This window comes from Mycobacterium sp. NPDC050441, assembly GCF_040655355.1.
Lineage (GTDB): Bacteria > Actinomycetota > Actinomycetes > Mycobacteriales > Mycobacteriaceae > Mycobacterium.
Genome location: NZ_JBFAJS010000005.1, coordinates 130,546 through 148,526, shown reverse-complemented (window position 1 = coordinate 148,526; position 17,981 = coordinate 130,546). Strand labels below are relative to the sequence as shown.

The 17,981-nt window shown below is 66.6% G+C and carries 18 protein-coding genes and 2 pseudogenes; 15 read left to right on the top strand and 5 right to left on the bottom strand.

Translation table 11 applies throughout. The features are described 5' to 3' along the window. Window positions 1-10: 10 nt before the first annotated feature. Window positions 11-571, top strand: a complete 561-nt coding sequence (locus tag AB0I14_RS16345; RefSeq protein ID WP_358023219.1) for a TetR/AcrR family transcriptional regulator — start codon at window positions 11-13, stop codon at window positions 569-571. On the opposite strand, the gene AB0I14_RS16340 is transcribed toward AB0I14_RS16345, so the two are convergent. Beyond that, on the bottom strand, window positions 513-1,454 hold the full coding sequence (locus AB0I14_RS16340) for a LysR family transcriptional regulator (RefSeq protein WP_358023216.1): 942 nt from the start codon (window positions 1,452-1,454) through the stop codon (window positions 513-515). The two genes, AB0I14_RS16345 and AB0I14_RS16340, sit on opposite strands and share 59 nt — an antisense overlap. A gap of 73 nt (window positions 1,455-1,527) precedes the next feature. On the opposite strand from AB0I14_RS16340, the pseudogene AB0I14_RS16335 reads away from it, so the two are divergent. Then, a pseudogene (locus AB0I14_RS16335) lies at window positions 1,528-2,298 on the top strand (DMT family transporter); the annotation flags it as partial. A gap of 93 nt (window positions 2,299-2,391) precedes the next feature. Here the strand turns inward: AB0I14_RS16335 and AB0I14_RS16330 are convergent. Then, window positions 2,392-3,549: a hypothetical protein gene (locus AB0I14_RS16330; protein WP_358023212.1), complete on the bottom strand. Its 1,158-nt coding sequence runs from the start codon at window positions 3,547-3,549 to the stop codon at window positions 2,392-2,394. A gap of 513 nt (window positions 3,550-4,062) precedes the next feature. Here AB0I14_RS16330 and ectA point away from each other — a divergent pair. From ectA to prcA, 8 genes are all read left to right on the top strand, one after another. Beyond that, complete coding sequence (ectA, locus tag AB0I14_RS16325; RefSeq protein WP_358023209.1) at window positions 4,063-4,608, top strand: diaminobutyrate acetyltransferase; 546 nt, start codon at window positions 4,063-4,065, stop codon at window positions 4,606-4,608. Between the two features lie 48 nt (window positions 4,609-4,656). After that, window positions 4,657-5,943 carry a diaminobutyrate--2-oxoglutarate transaminase gene (ectB, locus tag AB0I14_RS16320; RefSeq protein WP_358023207.1) on the top strand — a complete coding sequence of 429 codons (1,287 nt, stop codon included), beginning with the start codon at window positions 4,657-4,659 and terminating at the stop codon, window positions 5,941-5,943. 14 nt (window positions 5,944-5,957) lie between these two features. Then, complete coding sequence (locus AB0I14_RS16315) at window positions 5,958-6,350, top strand: ectoine synthase (RefSeq protein WP_166904860.1); 393 nt, start codon at window positions 5,958-5,960, stop codon at window positions 6,348-6,350. Then, complete coding sequence (thpD, locus tag AB0I14_RS16310) at window positions 6,347-7,279, top strand: ectoine hydroxylase (protein ID WP_358023204.1); 933 nt, start codon at window positions 6,347-6,349, stop codon at window positions 7,277-7,279. Before AB0I14_RS16315 ends, thpD begins: the two co-directional genes overlap by 4 nt. Window positions 7,280-7,288: 9 nt before the next feature. Continuing rightward, window positions 7,289-8,797, top strand: a complete 1,509-nt coding sequence (dop, locus tag AB0I14_RS16305; protein WP_358023201.1) for a depupylase/deamidase Dop — start codon at window positions 7,289-7,291, stop codon at window positions 8,795-8,797. Window positions 8,798-8,902: 105 nt separating this feature from the next. After that, a complete protein-coding gene (locus AB0I14_RS16300) occupies window positions 8,903-9,097 on the top strand; it encodes a ubiquitin-like protein Pup (RefSeq protein ID WP_003880265.1) in 195 nt (64 codons plus the stop codon). A 59-nt stretch (window positions 9,098-9,156) separates the two neighbouring features. After that, complete coding sequence (gene prcB, locus AB0I14_RS16295; protein WP_358023197.1) at window positions 9,157-9,954, top strand: proteasome subunit beta; 798 nt, start codon at window positions 9,157-9,159, stop codon at window positions 9,952-9,954. Then, entirely contained in the window at window positions 9,955-10,716 is a 762-nt protein-coding gene (gene prcA, locus AB0I14_RS16290; protein ID WP_358023194.1) for a proteasome subunit alpha, read from the top strand. 174 nt (window positions 10,717-10,890) lie between these two features. Here prcA and AB0I14_RS16285 read toward each other — a convergent pair whose 3' ends face one another. Then, complete coding sequence (locus AB0I14_RS16285) at window positions 10,891-11,328, bottom strand: hypothetical protein (RefSeq protein WP_358023191.1); 438 nt, start codon at window positions 11,326-11,328, stop codon at window positions 10,891-10,893. 81 nt (window positions 11,329-11,409) lie between these two features. On the opposite strand from AB0I14_RS16285, the gene AB0I14_RS16280 reads away from it, so the two are divergent. Further along, a complete protein-coding gene (locus AB0I14_RS16280) occupies window positions 11,410-12,093 on the top strand; it encodes a TetR/AcrR family transcriptional regulator (RefSeq protein ID WP_358023188.1) in 684 nt (227 codons plus the stop codon). Here the strand turns inward: AB0I14_RS16280 and AB0I14_RS16275 are convergent. Continuing rightward, window positions 12,073-13,197, bottom strand: a complete 1,125-nt coding sequence (locus tag AB0I14_RS16275) for a hypothetical protein (RefSeq protein ID WP_358023185.1) — start codon at window positions 13,195-13,197, stop codon at window positions 12,073-12,075. The genes AB0I14_RS16280 and AB0I14_RS16275 overlap by 21 nt on opposite strands. 112 nt (window positions 13,198-13,309) lie before the next feature. Further along, window positions 13,310-13,933, bottom strand: a complete 624-nt coding sequence (locus AB0I14_RS16270; protein WP_358023182.1) for a TetR/AcrR family transcriptional regulator C-terminal domain-containing protein — start codon at window positions 13,931-13,933, stop codon at window positions 13,310-13,312. An 81-nt stretch (window positions 13,934-14,014) separates the two neighbouring features. On the opposite strand from AB0I14_RS16270, the gene AB0I14_RS16265 reads away from it, so the two are divergent. The 4 genes and pseudogenes from AB0I14_RS16265 (at window position 14,015) to pafA (ending at window position 17,972) form a co-directional block, all read left to right on the top strand. Continuing rightward, window positions 14,015-15,016 carry a nitrilase-related carbon-nitrogen hydrolase gene (locus AB0I14_RS16265; protein WP_358023178.1) on the top strand — a complete coding sequence of 334 codons (1,002 nt, stop codon included), beginning with the start codon at window positions 14,015-14,017 and terminating at the stop codon, window positions 15,014-15,016. After that, entirely contained in the window at window positions 15,013-16,044 is a 1,032-nt protein-coding gene (locus AB0I14_RS16260) for an agmatine deiminase family protein (RefSeq protein WP_358023175.1), read from the top strand. Before AB0I14_RS16265 ends, AB0I14_RS16260 begins: the two co-directional genes overlap by 4 nt. A 67-nt stretch (window positions 16,045-16,111) precedes the next feature. Beyond that, a pseudogene (locus tag AB0I14_RS16255) lies at window positions 16,112-16,510 on the top strand (helix-turn-helix domain-containing protein); the annotation flags it as partial. A gap of 103 nt (window positions 16,511-16,613) precedes the next feature. Continuing rightward, the gene (gene pafA / locus AB0I14_RS16250; RefSeq protein ID WP_135455556.1) at window positions 16,614-17,972 is read left to right on the top strand and encodes a Pup--protein ligase; all 1,359 of its coding nucleotides are present in this window, start codon (window positions 16,614-16,616) and stop codon (window positions 17,970-17,972) included. The last annotated feature ends 9 nt before the right edge of the window (window positions 17,973-17,981 follow it).

The window sequence follows — 17,981 nt, the reverse complement described above, 5'->3', positions numbered from 1 at the left end:
TGCTGAAGCCGTGAGCACGCCCTATGACCGGATGGCCGATGCGGTGCTGCGCGTCCTGGTGGCCGAGGGCTTCGAAGGTGTCTCGGTACGCAAAGTCGCCGCCCTGGCCGAGGTTTCGATCGGTGCGGTGCAACACCACTTTCCGACCAAGGACGCGATGCTGGCCGGTGCGATGGATCGCGCCTCGGCCCGGTTCCTGGCCCGGTTGGGGGAGTGCCTGACCGCGGAGATGTCAGCGGCGCAGCGGCTCGAGACATTGGCCGTGGCCCTGGTGTGCCCGGAACCCGGCGATCGCGACATCAGTGTGGCGTGGCTCTTGCGGCTGGCCCGCGCCGCGGTCGACGAGCAGACCGCGATCCGGCACCGCCAGGACTGGATCAGGATGTCGCAATGGCTGGCCGATCTGATCGCGGCCGCGGCCTCCTCTGGTGTGGATGCCGGGCCGGCCGCCGTCGAACTGCTGGCTCTGTTGGACGGGCTGGCCTGCTCGGTGGCCGTCGAACCGGAGCGGGTCAGTCCCGCACTGGCCGAGCGGATCGCCCGGGAGCATGTCCGGCGGTTGCTGAACTGATGCCCGCGGCGATCGCGCGCAACTGCTCCAGTACGGCAGCCACCGCGGGCCGGGTGCTCGCGCCCGCGCGGGTGACCGCTTCCACGCGCCGGGCCACCGATATGTCGGTGATCGGCAACCGCACCAACTCGCGTGTCAGCCTCACGTAGCGAGGCATCAGGGCGATACCGGTGCCCGCGTGGACCAGCTCCTCGACCACACGGAAGTCGTTGATCCGTTGGACGATTCGTGGCCGAATGCCGGACAGGACGGTGATCGAATTCAGCACGTCGTCGACCATCAGCCCGCCTTCGACGCCGATCCAGCGCTCTTCGGCCAGATCGGTCAGCCGGACCTGATCGCGGTCCGCGAGATGATGCCCTGGCGGTAGGACGACGTCCAGGGGTTCCCGCAAAAGCTCGGTCGCCTCGAAGCGCGGACCCCACGGCGATGCGTCGCGTTCGTCGCGGTGCACCACCACGACATCGAAGTCGGCGAGTTGTGCCGGAGCGCGGGCGGCCGGAACGTCGATATCGCGCCCGAGAACTTGGACCCCGTGTTCGGCTGCCCGGATGATCAACGGGGCCAACAACATTGCTGCACCGGAGGGAAAGAACGACACGCTGACCGTGCCGCGGGGCGTGCTGCGGTAGGCGTCCATCTCGGCCCGCGCTCGGTCCAGCGCCGCCAACACGGCGTCGGCGTGCCCTACGAGCACCTGCCCGGCGTCGGTCAAGCGCACCCGCCTGCCGTCGGGTTCGATCAATGTCACGCCGGCCTCGCGTTGCAGGATCTTCAGCTGCTGGGAGACGGCCGAGGGCGTCATGGACAGCACCTGGGCCACCGCGGCGACCGTGCCGTGGTCGGCGAGCTCGCGCAACATCCGCAGGCGGCCAGCATCCATGAAGCGATGCTACATATAATGTGAAAAAAGATTAGCTTGACTGAAGTATTGGGTGGATTACACGCTGATCCGTATGGCCCAACGTTCCATCGACGTCTGTCTGCTTGCCGTCGCTGTGGTGTGGGGATCGAGCTATCTGGCCACCAAGGAGATCGCCGCGCCCGACACGGTTTTCGCGCTGCTGGTGGTGCGGTTCGCCCTCGCCGCAGCGGTGCTGGCCGCCGTCCTGAGCCGGCGGCTGAGGGGATTGACCCGCGGCGAGGTGGCTTCGGGTGCGGTCGGTGGAATCCTTCTGGCCGCGGTCTGCGTTGCTGAAACCTACGGCGTGACCATGACATCGGCGTCCAATGCGGGACTGATCATGGCGTTGACCATCGTGGCCACACCCATGATTCAGCGCCATCGGGTCGCGCACCGCTTCTACCTCGCGGCAGCGCTCACGGTGATCGGCTGCGCGATGCTGACCCAATCCGGCGGCCTGACCGTCCCGCGGGCGGGGGACCTGGTGATCGTGATCGCCGCTCTGTTGCGCGCGGTGCATGTCACCGTCATGGCGCGGATGTCGGGAGCGAATGAAATCGACTCGGCCCGAACCACTCTGGTGCAGCTGATCACAGTCGCCGCGGTGGCGTTCGCCCTGTGCGCGGTGTCCGGGCAGTCCGTACCGGCGATGACCGCGGCTTACGGCCCGGCCGATTGGGCCCTCATCGGGTATCTGGTGTTGGCCTGCACGGTGTTCGCGTTCCTGGTGCAATTGCGGGCATTGAGCACGACCAGCCCGGCCCGGGTCAGTCTCCTGGTGGGCACCGAACCACTGTGGGCCGCCGTCATCGGTGTGGCAGTGGCAGGCGACCCCGTCACCGGCGCCGGAATCGCCGGAGCCGCACTGGTGATCGTCGGCACCGGTTGGGGGCGGATGGTGCTGGCACCGCCGGCATCAGCGTCGCTCCAACTGCAGGTAGGCATCACGCCCGGCCAGGCTGACCGCGACGTCGGCGATCAGCGGTTCGAAGAACCGCTCGCGATAGAGCGGGTCAACGCTCGTGCTCACCGTGAAGTACAGCCCGGAGAGCACCGCCACGAACAACGACATGTGCACGACGGTCTGGGGGATGGGAATCGCGACGCCGAACCAGGTTCCGGCACAGGGCGGTGCGCCGGTCTGGCAGGCCGTCTCTGCCGACCACAGCACGATGACGTCGTAGGGGATGGCGATGATGCCCAGCGCCAGGAAGAAGGCGAACAGGCCCGTGGTGAACAGCACCACCTGAATGGCCTGGGATACCACCATCACCGCCACCACGTTGAACTGTTCGGCGCGTGAGAGTGGGGTGCGGCGAGGATGGTGGCCGCCATCCACCGACAGCGGGGTGCCGGCCAATAGCGCGGCCGGATCGGTGGGACCGGCGCGATCGTCGCGCAATGCGCGCACCTCATCACGAATCGTGGTGACCACGAAGGCGATTGCGACAAGCGCCAGGAAGCCGATTGTCTGCCACAGCCGTTGTCGGGGCATCCGGGCAGAGAGCTGCCACAGCTCACCGGTGAAATACACCACGACCGTCAGCATCAACAGGGGCAGGGCACGGCTCATCAACGTGCCAAGCGCTCCCAGTTGAAGCCAGGCGAACCGGAACGCCCACAACGCGATCGACCCGAATCCCAGGTAGGTCAACCAGACCACGAGCAACGCGACGAGCGCGAATGCGGCGGCCTCGGCGGCAGCGACACCGGAGAAGCCGCTGTCGGCGAACGGCAGGCCGAAGACGAACAGGGCCATCACGAGCAGTCCGGCCGAGCGCCGGCCGGACTCGCTACCCGTCGTTCCCGCCCGATGCAGCAGTTCCAGCACGAACGGTGCGGCGAACAACAGCAGGGCCAGCACGCCGAGGCTGACCGCGGTGCCGATGCGGACGGCGGGTGCGGTGAGCTCGGCCAACAGCATCGTCAGTGCGACGAGCCCGCCGGCCGCGGCGACCATCGGCGCCGAGCGTTGCATCAGCGCGCGGGATCGCACCCTGCGGGTCAATACCAGCGGAAGCCCGCGCTGCAGGAACCAATCGTGCACACGCCGCATGTCGGCCACGGCGGTCATTGTGCTCGATCCCGGGGTTGCTGCGGTGATTTCGGAGTAGCCGGTGCGCCGCTACGGATCGCGTGGTGTTGCCCGTTCGGCGATACGGCGACCGACGCATAGGCAACGATTTCGGGAAACCCTCCGAGCGTATTCGATGGGTTATCGAAGTTGGGCCGCGCCCGGCGATTATTAAATTTCGATTTGAATTTCGGAGCTGAAATGCGCGGAGAAATCGTCGGGGATGCGTTCGGGTCCGCCTGTTGAGCCGGCGTGGCCGCGGGCCGGAGGCGAGTACGCCGAGGGTGGTACCCCTGCACCAATGTAACGATTTGATAACTCTGCTAACACTTTTCTGGAATTGACGAATGCCGCAGTTGTTGCAGGTCAAAGGCTGTGGCCGTAGACGGATCGCCGCTTCCCGGACGGTGTCGGAGCTTGATCCATGTTGAGGGGTGTGCTTACGTCGAGGGCACCGATGACTTGAAACTGACGATGATCGCTGAGAAGTTCGGTGGTGACTTTTAACTCGATATGCGTGTTTTAGAAAGCGTTCCCGGGCGCCATTCCCGGGAAGAATTCCTGCGCCCTCCACGGGGTACCGATGCGATTGGCATCCGCGACCTCGTGGAAGCCACCGGGGTGCTCGATCTGAATTCCACCTATGCCTATCTGTTGCTGGCAACTGATTTTGCTGCCACGTCAATAGTGGCCGAACGCGACGGTGACCTGCACGGATTCATCACGGGCTACCACCCGCCGCCGCGGCCGGACGTCCTGTTCGTGTGGCAGGTTGCCGTGGCGCCGTCGGCGCAGGGCGGGGGACTGGCCAGCACGATGCTCGACGCACTCGTGCATCGGGTGCGGTCACAGCGCGACGGGCGCCCGGTCACCGTGGAAGCCACGGTCTCGCCCGGCAATGCCGCCTCACGCGCATTCTTCGGTGCCTTCGCGCGCCGTCACGGTGTCCCGCTCGTCGAAGATCCGCATTTCGGGTGCGACCTGCTGGATGCAGGCGGGGCGCACGAAGATGAGCCGATCCTGCGGATGGGGCCGATCGCCACACCGCTTTCTCGCTGAAATCAGTTATCTGATAACCATTTTGATCCAAATTGGAAGGATTTTCCCTTGCTGCTGGCTACGACAGCGCCCCTGACCGAGTCTGACCTGCCCGATGTCTTCAGTTCGGTGGAATCCGAGGTCCGCAGTTATTGCCGCGGTTGGCCCACCGTGATGAACAGCGCCGCGGGCTCCTGGGTGACCGACACCTCGGGACGCACCTACATCGACTTCTTCGCCGGGGCGGGTGCGCTGAACTACGGTCACAACAACGCCGCCCTCAAGGAGCCGTTGCTCCAGTACCTCGCGTCCGACGGAATCGTGCACTCTCTGGACATGGCGACCGCGGCCAAGCAGCGGTTCCTCGAGACCTTCGAACGGCTCATCCTGCGGCCGCGCGGGCTCGATTACAAGGTGCAATTCCCCGGGCCGACGGGAGCCAACTCGGTGGAGTCGGCACTCAAGCTGGCCAGGAAGGTGACCGGTCGCGAGTCGGTTATCAGCTTCACCAACGCATTTCACGGCATGACGCTGGGCGCGTTGTCGGTCACCGGCAACTCGATGAAGCGGGCCGGCGCAGGCATCCCGCTGGTGCACGCCACCCCGATGCCCTACGACAACTACTTCGGCGGGGTCACCGAGGACTTCCACTGGTTCGAGCGTGTGCTCGACGATTCGGGCAGTGGGCTCAACCGGCCCGCCGCGGTGATCGTCGAAACCGTCCAGGGCGAAGGCGGTCTCAACGTAGCCCGGATCGAATGGCTGCGTGCCCTGGCTGAATTGTGCCGCAAGCGCGACATCCTGCTGATCGTCGATGACGTCCAGATGGGGTGTGGGCGCACCGGGCCGTTCTTCAGCTTCGAGGCCGCAGGCATCGTGCCCGATATCGTCACGATATCGAAGTCGGTCAGCGGCTACGGGCTGCCGATGGCACTCACGTTGTTCCGCCGCGATCTCGACGTGTGGACACCGGGGGAGCACAACGGCACGTTCCGTGGCCACAACCCCGCCTTCATCACCGCCACGGCCGCAATCGAGACATATTGGGAGAACGACGAATTCAGCGCCGAAACGGTCGCCAAGGGTGAGCTGACCCGGGCCCGGCTGGAGGAGATCGCCGCGGCCCACGACGGAGTCACCGCCCGCGGCCGCGGGATGGCGCAGGGCATCAAGTTCGAGCAGACCGACCTGGCCGGACAGGTGTGCCGGGCCGCGTTCGACCGCGGCGCTCTGATGGAGACCAGCGGTCCGTCCGACGAGGTGGTCAAACTGCTGCCGCCGCTGACCACTTCGGCCGCCGAACTGTCCGAGGGGCTCGACATCCTCGCCGAGTCCGTCGCCGTCACCCTGGCCTGAAGGAGGCTTCGAACATGATTGTCCGCACCACCGCTGAGATCACCGGCACCGACCGCGACGTGGCCGACGCCACCTGGCGATCCAAGCGGATCATCCTCGCCGGCGACGGTGTCGGTTTCTCATTCCACGAGACCACCATCGAGGCCGGGTCGGTCAACGAATTCCACTACCAGCATCACGTCGAGGCGGTCTGGGTGATCGAAGGCACCGGCACGCTGACGGATCTGGAGACGGGGCAGCAGTATCCGCTCGCCGACGGAACCATGTACCTGCTCAACAACAATGACCGCCACCGGGTGACCTGCGACGAGCAACTGCGCATGCTGTGCGTGTTCAACCCTCCGGTGACCGGGCGGGAAGTGCACGACGAGAACGGCGTGTACCCCGCGCCGCAGTCGGTGGCATGACGGCAGTCCGGCGAGAAGCCGAAGGCGGATCGCGCATCGGCCTGCCCGGCGAGGAACGGACGGACCACTACCCGACACGGCTCGACCACGCCATCGAGCCGATACCGCGCCACGAGCCCGCGGTGTGGGGTGGTGCAGCCGACGGCCCGCTCAGTCAGCATCACCTGGACGGTTTCTCCGAATACGGGTACCTGGTGGCGCCGGAGACCGTGTCGGATGACTGGCTGCCGCTGTTGCGGCACGAAATCGACCGGATCGCAGTGGATCTGGAGTCGGATGACCCACGGGTGATCCGTGAGCCGGGTGGCACGATCCGGTCGATCTTCGAACCGCACCTGCTGAGCGACCTGGTCGCACAGCTGGTGCGGCTCGACACGGTCCTACCGATCGCGCGGCAACTGCTGGGCGGCGACGTCTACATCCACCAGGCCAGGATCAACCTCATGCCGGGATTCACCGGGACCGGGTTCTACTGGCATTCGGACTTCGAGACCTGGCATGCCGAGGACGGGATGCCAGGGATCCGCGCGGTGTCGTGCTCGATAGCCCTGACCGACAACTACCCGTACAACGGGTCGCTCATGGTGATCCCCGGATCACACCGGACGTTCTATCCGTGCGTCGGCGCGACGCCCGAGGACAACCACGACACCTCACTGGTGGTCCAGAACATCGGTGTGCCCGATCAGACGACGTTGACCAAGGCCGTCGACGAGCACGACATCCACCAGTTCACCGGTCCGCCCGGCACCGCCCTGTGGTTCGACGCGAACCTGTTGCACGGTTCGGGGTCCAATATCACCCCGCTGCCGAGGTCGAATGTCTTCCTGGTGTTCAACTCGGTGGACAACGCGCTGACCGACCCGTTCGCCGCCGAGCGGCCACGGCCCGAATACCTGGCGGCTCGGGACGCACAGGCCGTCACCTAGGCTGGCCCCATGCAACGGATCATCGGAACAGAGGTCGAATACGGCATCTCCTCGCCGTCCGATCCGACCGCCAATCCGATCCTGACCTCGACGCAGGCAGTGCTGGCGTACGCGGCAGCCGCCGGGATTCAGCGCGGCAAGCGCACCCGGTGGGACTACGAAGTCGAATCCCCGTTGCGCGACGCTCGCGGATTCGACCTGTCCCGGGCCTCCGGGCCGGCTCCGATCGTCGATGCCGACGAGGTCGGCGCGGCCAACATGATCCTCACCAACGGTGCCCGGCTGTATGTGGACCATGCCCACCCGGAGTACTCGGCGCCCGAGTGCACCGATCCGATGGACGCGGTGATCTGGGACAAGGCCGGTGAGCGCGTGATGGAGGCCGCGGCCCGCCACGTCGCCAGCGTGCCCGGGGCGGTCAAGCTGCAGCTGTACAAGAACAACGTGGACGGCAAGGGTGCCTCGTACGGGTCGCACGAGAACTACCTGATGAGCCGCCAGACCCCGTTTTCCGCGGTGATCGCCGGCTTCACCCCGTTCCTGGTGTCCCGGCAGGTGGTGACCGGCTCGGGCCGCGTCGGCATCGGGCCCTCAGGCGATGATCCCGGTTTCCAGCTGTCTCAGCGGGCCGACTACATCGAGGTCGAGGTCGGCCTGGAGACCACGCTCAAGCGCGGCATCATCAACACCCGCGACGAGCCGCACGCCGACGCCGACAAGTACCGCCGTCTGCACGTCATCATCGGTGACGCCAACCTGGCCGAGACGTCGACGTACCTCAAGGTCGGCACCAGCTCCCTGGTGCTGGACCTGATCGAGGAGGGCCCGCAGTTCGGGCTCGACCTGTCCGATCTCGCGCTGGCCCGGCCGGTGCACGCGGTGCATGTGATCAGTCGCGACCCGTCGCTACGGGCCACCGTCGCGCTGGCCGACGGCCGTGAGATGACCGCCCTGGCACTGCAACGGGTCTACCTGGACCGGGTGGCCAAACTGGTCGACAGCCGGGACAAGGACCCACGGGCCGCGCACGTCGTCGAAACCTGGGCTCATGTGCTGGACCTGCTCGAACGCGACCCGATGGAATGCGCCGAGATCCTGGACTGGCCGGCCAAGCTGCGGTTGCTGGAGGGGTTCCGCCAGCGCGAGAACCTCAGTTGGCAGGCGCCCCGGCTGCACCTTGTCGATCTGCAGTACTCCGACGTCCGGCTGGACAAGGGCCTGTACAACCGGTTGGTGGCGCGCGGTTCGATGAAGCGCCTGGTCACCGAACAGCAGGTGATCGACGCCGTCGACAACCCGCCGACCGACACCCGGGCTTACTTCCGCGGCGAATGCCTACGCCGTTTCGGCGCCGACATCGCCGCGGCCAGCTGGGACTCGGTGATCTTCGACCTCGGCGGCGATTCGCTCGTCCGGATTCCGACGCTCGAGCCGTTGCGTGGAAGCAAGGCGCATGTCGGCGCCCTGCTGGACTCCGTGAACAGCGCCGCGGAACTCGTCGAGCAACTCACGAACTGACGATCTCGACCGGTGAGCTATCCCGGGCAATCCGGGTGCCGACCGGTACTGTGGAAGAACCGGTTGGGCGGTTAGCCCGACCGATCACAATTGCAGGAGGCAGCGATGGCTCAAGAGCAGACCAAGCGTGGCGGTGGCGGCGGCGAGGATGACGACCTCCCGGGTGCATCGGCCGCCGGCCAGGAGCGTCGCGAGAAGCTGGCCGAGGAGACCGACGATCTGCTCGATGAGATCGACGATGTGCTGGAAGAGAACGCAGAAGACTTCGTGCGCGCGTACGTCCAAAAGGGCGGCCAGTGACCTGGCGCGAAAATCTGTCTCTGTCCCAACCAACCCTCTCCGGTACGCCCTCTGTAGCCATGGATCTGTCGTCTTTCTCTGAACTGCTGCGTCGGCAGGCCCCTGAACTGTTGCCGGTCAACCGTGTCGCCGACGGCGCGATCAACCCGACCAACGCAGTGCCGCACGGGACGACCATCGTCGCTATCAGGTACCCCGGCGGGGTGCTGATCGCCGGTGACCGCCGCTCCACCCAGGGCAACATGATCGCCGGCCGCGATGTGCAGAAGGTGTACATCACCGACGACTACACCGCGACGGGCATCGCGGGTACCGCGGCCATCGCCGTGGAGTTTGCCCGGCTCTATGCGGTGGAACTGGAGCACTACGAAAAGCTCGAAGGTGTTGCCCTGACCTTCCGTGGGAAGGTCAACCGGCTCGCCATCATGGTGCGCGGCAATCTCGGTGCGGCACTGCAGGGTTTCGTGGCACTCCCGCTGCTGGTCGGTTACGACATCGACGCCTCCGATGCCGAGAACGCGGGCCGCATCGTGTCTTTCGACGCCGCCGGCGGCTGGAACATCGAGGAAGAGGGTTACCAGTCGGTGGGCTCGGGCTCGATCTTCGCCAAGTCGTCGATCAAGAAGCTCTATCCCGGTGTGGTGGACGCGGATACGGCTCTGCAGGTGGCCATCGAGTCGCTCTACGACGCCGCCGACGACGACTCCGCCACCGGTGGACCCGATCTGGTGCGCGGTATCTATCCGACCGCGGTGACCATCGGCGCCGAAGGGGCCCTTGAGATCGCCGAGGAACGCATCGCCGAGCTGGCTCGCGAGGTCATCGCGCGCCGGACCCGGACGGGCGGTGAGGGGTAAATGAGCTTCCCGTACTTCATCTCGCCCGAGCAGGCGATGCGTGAGCGCTCCGAACTGGCGCGCAAGGGCATCTCACGCGGGCGCAGCGTGATCGCACTGGCCTACGACAGCGGTGTGCTGTTCGTCGCGGAGAACCCGTCGCGCTCCCTGCAGAAGGTCAGCGAGCTCTACGACCGGGTCGGCTTCGCCGCCGTCGGCCGGTTCAACGAGTTCGACAACCTGCGGCGCGGCGGCATCCAGTTCGCTGACACCCGCGGCTACGCCTACGACCGTCGGGACGTGACCGGTCGCCAGCTGGCCAACGTCTACGCGCAGACGCTCGGCACGATCTTCACGGAGCAGGCCAAGCCCTACGAGGTCGAGCTGTGCGTGGCCGAGGTCGCGCACTACGGCGAGACGAAGGCCCCGGAGCTGTACCGGATCACCTATGACGGGTCGATCGCCGACGAGCCGCATTTCGTCGTGATGGGCGGCACCACGGAGCCGATCGCCACCGCCCTGGGGGAGTCCTACACCGAGAACGCCGATCTGGCCGCCGCGGTCAAGATCGCGGTGGAGGCACTGGGCGCGAGCAGTAACGGCTCCGAGGCGCGCACTCTGGGTCCGTCGACACTCGAAATCGCGGTGCTGGACGCCACCCGACCGCGCCGGTGTTTCCGTCGGATCACCGGCTCCGCGCTGGAAGCGCTTCTGCCTGAAGCGGTTTCGGACAAGCCGGCAGATAAAGAAGCGTCGGAGAAGCCGAAGAAGTCAGGAAAATAGGTTGACCACCGCTTCGGCCTCGGTGCCGTCGCGGTAGTGCCGCCACGTGAGGTCTGCCAACTCGTCGGGTCAATTGTCGGCACGTCACCGTTGCCTGCCATCGCGCGGTGGGACGACGCCGTATGGCGGCGTCACCTTGGTTTCGTGCTGGACGGGTTGAAGAGCCCGGTCGGCTCACTGCCCGTCGGCGTTCTCGGGCCGCCAGCCGACGTAGGTGAACCACAGTCCCATCGCGGTCAGCAGTAGGAAGAAGCAACGGGCGGCGATGAGCAGTCCGCCGCTGGTCACGGTCGCGTCGGCGCCGGATTCGATGACCGACGGGATGGCCATCATCGCGGCCCCGCGCAGTGCGACGAACCAGCCGAACAGCGAGATCAGCACCGCGGTCACGCTGTACCAGTACTGGTGGAAGGCGATCACGATCAGCCCCATCAGCAACATGGCCGCGCCCAGAATCCAGGGCAGGGTTCCGCTGGTGAACAGGTCACTCAGCAGGTCGCTGAGGCCGGGCAGGCGGATCGCGATGATCACGGTGGCGATGGCGACGAAGGGTCCGAGGACCCGGGCGAACGCGCGGGTGCGCTGCCGGGCCTGCGGTGTGGGTTGCGGCATGTGCGTCTCCTGATTAATAAACCGACTGACGGTCTATTTTTAGGCTAGACTCGGACCGCGCCCAACGTCAATGGAGGATTCGTGGCACGTCAGGTGAACCCCGCCGAATACGCCGCCCGGCGACGGGAGATCCTCGATGCCGCCCTGCAGTTGATGCACGACAAGGGCTACGAGGCCATGACGATCGAGGATCTGCTCGGTGAGCTGCGGATCTCGAAAGGGGCGCTCTACCACTATTTCCGTTCCAAGCGGGCACTGCTCGAGGGCGTCATCGAGCAGATGGGCGAGAGTGCCACCGCCCGGTTGGCCGGCATCGTCGAAGACCCGCACCGCGGCGCGCTCGACAAGATGCACGCCTACTTCGACGCGTCGAGGGCATGGAAATCGGAGAGCGTCACCGAGGTGACCACGCTGATCCGGTTGTGGCACGACGAGAACAATGCGCTTCTGCGGCAGAAGATGACCCAGGGTTCGATGCGCACCACGGCGCCCATGCTGGAGTCGATCATCCGCCAGGGTTGCGCCGAAGGCGTCTTCGACACCGATTACCCGCACGAGGCCGCAGGCATCATCACCGGGATGGGGCTGCACCTGGCCGATGCCTTCATCGACGCGATCGAGGCCGACGGCGCCGCAGGTTCCGACATCAGCGGGCCGAATGCCCAGAAGGTGGTGGGCGCCTACGTGCAGGCGTTCGAACGAATCCTCGGCGCACCCGCCGGGTCACTGCACGAGCCGGCGGCGTCAGGTCAAGGGGAAACGTAGCTTCGCGACGGCGGTCTGGTTCCAGATGCCGGCGCTGATCTCGTCGGGCCGCACGGCGTAGGCGGCACCGCCGTTGTCGAGGACCGTCACCGCGACGCGGGACAGGACGTCATAGCCGGAATCGTCGTAGTGCAGCGCTCCGGTCGCTGCCTCGATCCGGCCCACCACATCGACGGTGAAGTTGTACACCAGCGTGTCCACCGCCCCGGCCGTTGCGGCCCGGGTGATGTCGCCGAGATCGGTGGCCACCAGCCCCTTGCTGATGTCGTTGCCCAACTCGTCGACCCAGGCGCTGGCCTGCTCGGCGTTCAGGGCAGGCAGCGACTCACGGATCGCGCCGTCGATCTGATCGGGCCGCAGCTGGTCTGCCGCGCCGGGTACCGCCACGATCCGGCGTTTGTGATCGAGGCCGCGGTACATGTCGAGCAGCGGGTCCGTCGCGAACAGGTACAGCGGCCGCGTCGACGACGGATCGAGCTGTCCCAGTTCGCCGTCCACCGCATCGGCGACCCGCTTGGCGTACTGCTCGAGCAACACCTTCTTGCCCTCGTCGCCGACCAGGCGCCGCACATGGCCCCGGTCGCGCACCGTGGCGCGGTTGGTCGCATCGGCCACGTCGACCGCGTACTCGCCGGTGAGCTCCAACTCCTCGGCCCGCCTACTCGCGGTCGCCTGCCACAGGTTCCAGCCGTCGGCGGACAACGTCAGCGCGTAGGCCTCCTGCGGCGTGGTGACCGCCCGCACCAGCTGGCCGATGTCGAAGTAGCTGCCCACCTGCAGCTGGCTGTCCAGGGCATTGGGCAGCACGTAGACCTCGTGGACGTCATCGGCGATGAAGATGGCCACCGAACGGGACAGGCTCAGCCACAGTTCGGATTCGGCGATCTCATTCCAGCGGGATCGCAGCTGTTCTTCCACGGCATGCCGCGCCCCCGTTTCTCGGATCGTGCGCAGTGCGCGGTCCATCGCGCTCTTCGCCGTCAGCACGCTTTTCTCCCGCTCGTCCGGTCCCGGTGCGGTCTCCGCGTATACCGTGATGGCGTTCTCGTGGGGCTCGCCAAGGCGGATCAGGTCGGCAACATCAGGCAGTTCGTAGCGGGTCATCACCACTCCTTTGTGTGGACTATTCTCCAACCCTATGCCTGAGGGGGCCGCTGACCAGGGTAAAAAGTCCTAGAAGGTGGCGCCACGTAGCGAATCGGGGCGGTCGCCGCGCTCAATGCCGCTCGGCGTCCGATCTCAGAGCCGCCAGTCCGCGAAGCAGTACCGCGATGCCGAATTCGAACGCATCGTCGGCGCGGGCCGGCTTGGCGCTGCCTGTGGCCAGCGCCGCGGTCAATTCCGGGCCCACCTCGGCGCCGGTGCTCCAGGGCTCGTCTGGAGCAGCGACGTCGAGTGCCGAGCCCAGCACAAAGGAGTCGACCAGGGTGATGCCGCGAAGCGTGTCGGCCGGGTCGAACCCGGCGCGGCCGAACGTGACGGCCAGGGCGTTGTACATCGTGAGTGCGTGGTCGCTGTTCACCGCGTGCGCGGTGAGCAGCGGGATGAGTCGCGGGTAGCGCGCGTAGCTCTGTCGGTAGGACCGCATGATGTCGGCGACCACCTCGGTCCAGGGGCGGGCCGGGTCATCGGCGGGCAGGGTGACTTCGGACATGGCGCGTTCGCGTAGCAGCTCGATGATCTGTTCGCGTCCGGCGACGTGGTTGTAGAGCGATGACGGCCGGACCTTGAGCACCCGGGCCAGCTCGGGGACGGTGAATCCGCCGGTTGCGTTGACCAAATCCATTGCCGCGCCGGTTATGCGGTCGGTGGACAGCAGCGGTACCGGAGGGCGTCCCATCGCACATTTCTACTACCTCTTTACAACGGGTGTTGATGCGGTCAAAATAAAACGAACTTGATTCGTTTTAGGAGACGACCGATGATCACCCTGACCGCCACCGCACCCGAGTCGCTGTCTCGCAGCGCCGAGTCGACGCGCCCTCCACTGCGGGTCGGGTTGGTGCAGCACCGGTGGCGGCCGGATGCGGCCGAACTGGCCAGGGTGCTGCGAGATGGTGTCGATCGGGCGGCCGGTGCCGGGGCCGCGCTGGTCTGCCTGCCGGAGATCACCCTGCTGCGCTACCCCGCGGACACCCCGGCCGGACCGAACCCGGGCGCGTCCGCCGAGGATCTCACCGGAGGCCCCACCTTTGCCCTGGCCGCCGAAGCCGCCCGGGCCAACGGCATATTCGTGCACGCCTCGCTGTACGAAAATGCGCCGGCGGCAGACGGATTGGGCTTCAACACGGCAATCCTGGTGGACCCGTCGGGGGAGTTGGCCGGTTACACCCGCAAGCTGCACATCCCGATTTCGGCGGGCTACTACGAAGACACTTATTTCCGTCCGGGTCCGGGTCCGGGTCCGTCCACCGCAGACGGCGACCCGTATCCCGTGTACAACCCGGAAGGGCTGGGGGCTCGCGTCGGCCTGCCGACGTGCTGGGACGAATGGTTCCCCGAAGTGGCGCGCAGCTACTCACTCGGTGGCGCCGAGCTCGTGATCTACCCGACGGCGATCGGATCGGAGCCGGTGTTCCCGGCCTTCGACACCCAACCGCTCTGGCAGCAGGTGATCGTGGCCAACGGCATCAACAGCGGGCTGTTCATGGTGGTGCCCAACCGGATCGGCGACGAGGGCAAGGTCACCTTCTACGGTTCGTCGTTCATCTCCGACCCGTTCGGCCGGGTGCTGGTGCAGGCACCTCGCGACGAGGAGGCCGTGCTGGTCGCCGACCTTGATCTGGACCAGCGCCGGGACTGGCTGGAGCTGTTCCCGTTCCTGCTCACCCGGCGACCGGATACCTACGGCGCGCTGACCGCGCCCGTCGATGTGGAGCATCCGTACGGGGCCGGGCACAAAGCTACGGCGGTGGTGAAATGACCACCTATCGGATGCCGGCCGAGAGCGCGCCTCAGGATCGCGTGTGGATGGCCTTTCCGTCCGCCGGCTATTCGCTGGGCGACACTGAACAGGAACACCACGAAGCACGCACCACCTGGGCGGCGGTGGCGCACGCGGTGTTGGAGTTCGAACCCGTCACGATGGTGGTGGACCCCGCGGAGTTGCCCGCGGCCCGCCGGTATCTGTCCGCCGACGTCGACATCGTCGAGGCACCGTTGAACGACGCCTGGATGCGCGATATCGGCCCCACCTTCGTGCACGCCGAGGACGGTTCGGTGGCCGCGGTGGACTGGGTGTTCAACGGCTGGGGCGCCCAGGATTGGGCGCGCTGGGATCACGACTCGAAAATCGGTGCGGCCGTGGCTGATTGGTCCGGGGTGCCCGTGGTCAACTCGAACCTGGTGAACGAAGGCGGTGGTATCCAGGGCGACGGGCTGGGTACCGTTCTGATCACCGAGACCGTGCAACTGGACCCCGGTCGCAACCCCGGCGCCACCAAGGCCGACGTCGAGGCCGAGCTGGCTCGCACCATCGGTGCCGATCACGCGGTCTGGTTGCCGCGCGGGCTGACCCGTGACTCGCAGCGCTTCGGCACTCGCGGGCATGTGGACATCGTGGCGGCGATACCGGCGCCGGGCCGTCTGCTGCTGCATGCGCAGGCTGCCGAGGGGCATCCGGATCACGTGGTGTGCAAGGAGATCCGAGCAGCGATCGAGCAGACCCACGATGTCACCGGACGGTCGTGGGAGATCGTGGAGCTACCCGCGCCGGACCAGTTGACCGACGCCGAAGGCTTCGTCGACTACAGCTACATCAATCACCTGGTGGTCAACGGCGGGGTGATCGCCTGCGCATTCGGCGATCCACGGGACGCGGACGCGGCGGCGATCCTGGCCGAGCAGTATCCGGGCCGCCGTGTCCTCAGCGTCGACGCCCGCCCGCTGTTCGAGCGTGGCGGCGGCATCCACTGCATCACCCAGCATCAGCCGTCGGCTCGCCGGCGGTGATCAGCCGGCCGATCGCCGCGCTCACCCGGGCGCGGTTGCCGGCCCCGTTGCGCAGCACCCATGACGTAGCGGTACGCAGCCGCTGGCTCGGTTGATGCAGGCCGTCGACGATGCCCGGCTGGCCGCGTCGGTGGCAGAGCGCGGCTGTTACCCGCTGGAATTCGCCGCGTTGGCGGGCAGTGCGCTGTTGTCCTCCGGGCCCAGCCGTGAGGTGCTGATTGCGCTCGGGGCGTCAGTGTTGACTCCGGTGGCCGATTACGACGCGCAGCACGGATCCGGGCTGATGGCGGCGCTGCGGGCGTTCCTGGAGGCCAACGGCCAGTGGGAGGCCGCCGCGGCGGCCATCGGCGTGCACCGGCACACGATGCGCAAGCGGATCGAAATCGCCGAGGGGTTGCTGGGTTGTGATCTCGGGGTCGCCCGGGTGCGGGCCGAGCTGTTCTTGGCGATCTTGGCGCGCGGCTGATCGCACGAGCGGCCACGTTCGGAGTCGCGATATCCAGATTTTGCCGCACCGTCACCGCGAGCTTCTCCACCGTTGCGGTGAACCACCCCGTAAGCTCGTTAGCGTGCAGCGACGAATCATGGGCATCGAGACGGAATTCGGTGTGACCTGCACCTTCCATGGCCATCGCCGGCTCAGCCCCGACGAGGTTGCCCGTTACCTGTTCCGGCGGGTCGTGTCGTGGGGCCGCAGTTCCAACGTGTTCCTCCGCAACGGCGCCCGGTTGTATCTGGACGTGGGCAGCCACCCGGAGTATGCGACCGCCGAGTGCGACAACCTGACCCAGCTCGTCACCCACGACCGCGCCGGCGAGCGCGTCCTGGAGGACCTGCTGATCGATGCCGAGCAGCGGCTCGCCGACGAGGGCATCGGCGGCGACATCTACCTGTTCAAGAACAACACCGATTCGGCGGGCAACTCCTACGGCTGCCACGAGAACTACCTGATCGTGCGGGCCGGTGAGTTCTCCCGGATCTCCGACGTGCTGCTGCCGTTCCTGGTCACCCGCCAGCTCATCTGCGGAGCGGGCAAGGTGTTGCAGACGCCGAAGGCCGCGACCTTCTGCCTGAGCCAGCGGGCCGAGCACATCTGGGAGGGCGTCTCCAGCGCCACCACCCGCTCGCGGCCGATCATCAACACCCGCGACGAGCCGCACGCCGACGCCGAGAAGTACCGCCGGCTGCACGTCATCGTCGGCGACTCCAACATGTGCGAGGCCACCACCATGCTCAAGGTGGGCACCGCCTCGCTGGTGCTGGAGATGATCGAGGCCGGCGTCCCGTTCCGGGATTTCTCCCTGGACAACCCGATCCGGGCCATCCGTGAGGTCAGCCACGACCTGACCGGGCGCCGTCCGGTGCGCCTGGCCGGCGGCCGGCAGGCCAGTGCCCTGGACATCCAGCGCGAGTACTACAGCCGGGCCGTCGAATACCTGCAGACGCGCGAGCCGAGCACCCAGATCGAGCAGGTGGTCGATCTGTGGGGCCGCCAGCTCGACGCGGTCGAGAGCCAGGATTTCGCCAAGGTCGACACCGAGATCGACTGGGTGATCAAGCGCAAGCTGTTCCAGCGTTACCAGGATCGCTACAGCATGGAGCTGTCCGATCCGAAGATCAGCCAGCTCGACCTCGCCTACCACGACATCAAGCGCGGTCGTGGGGTGTTCGACCTGTTGCAGCGCAAAGGCCTGGCCGCCCGGATCACCACCGACGAGGAGATCGACGCCGCGGTCAACACCCCGCCGCAGACCACGCGGGCCAAACTGCGCGGCGAGTTCATCAGTGCGGCACAGGAAGCCGGGCGGGACTTCACCGTGGACTGGGTGCACCTCAAGCTCAACGACCAGGCTCAGCGCACCGTGCTGTGCAAGGATCCGTTCCGATCGGTCGACGAGCGGGTCAAGCGCCTGATCGCCAGCATGTGAGCTTTAAGC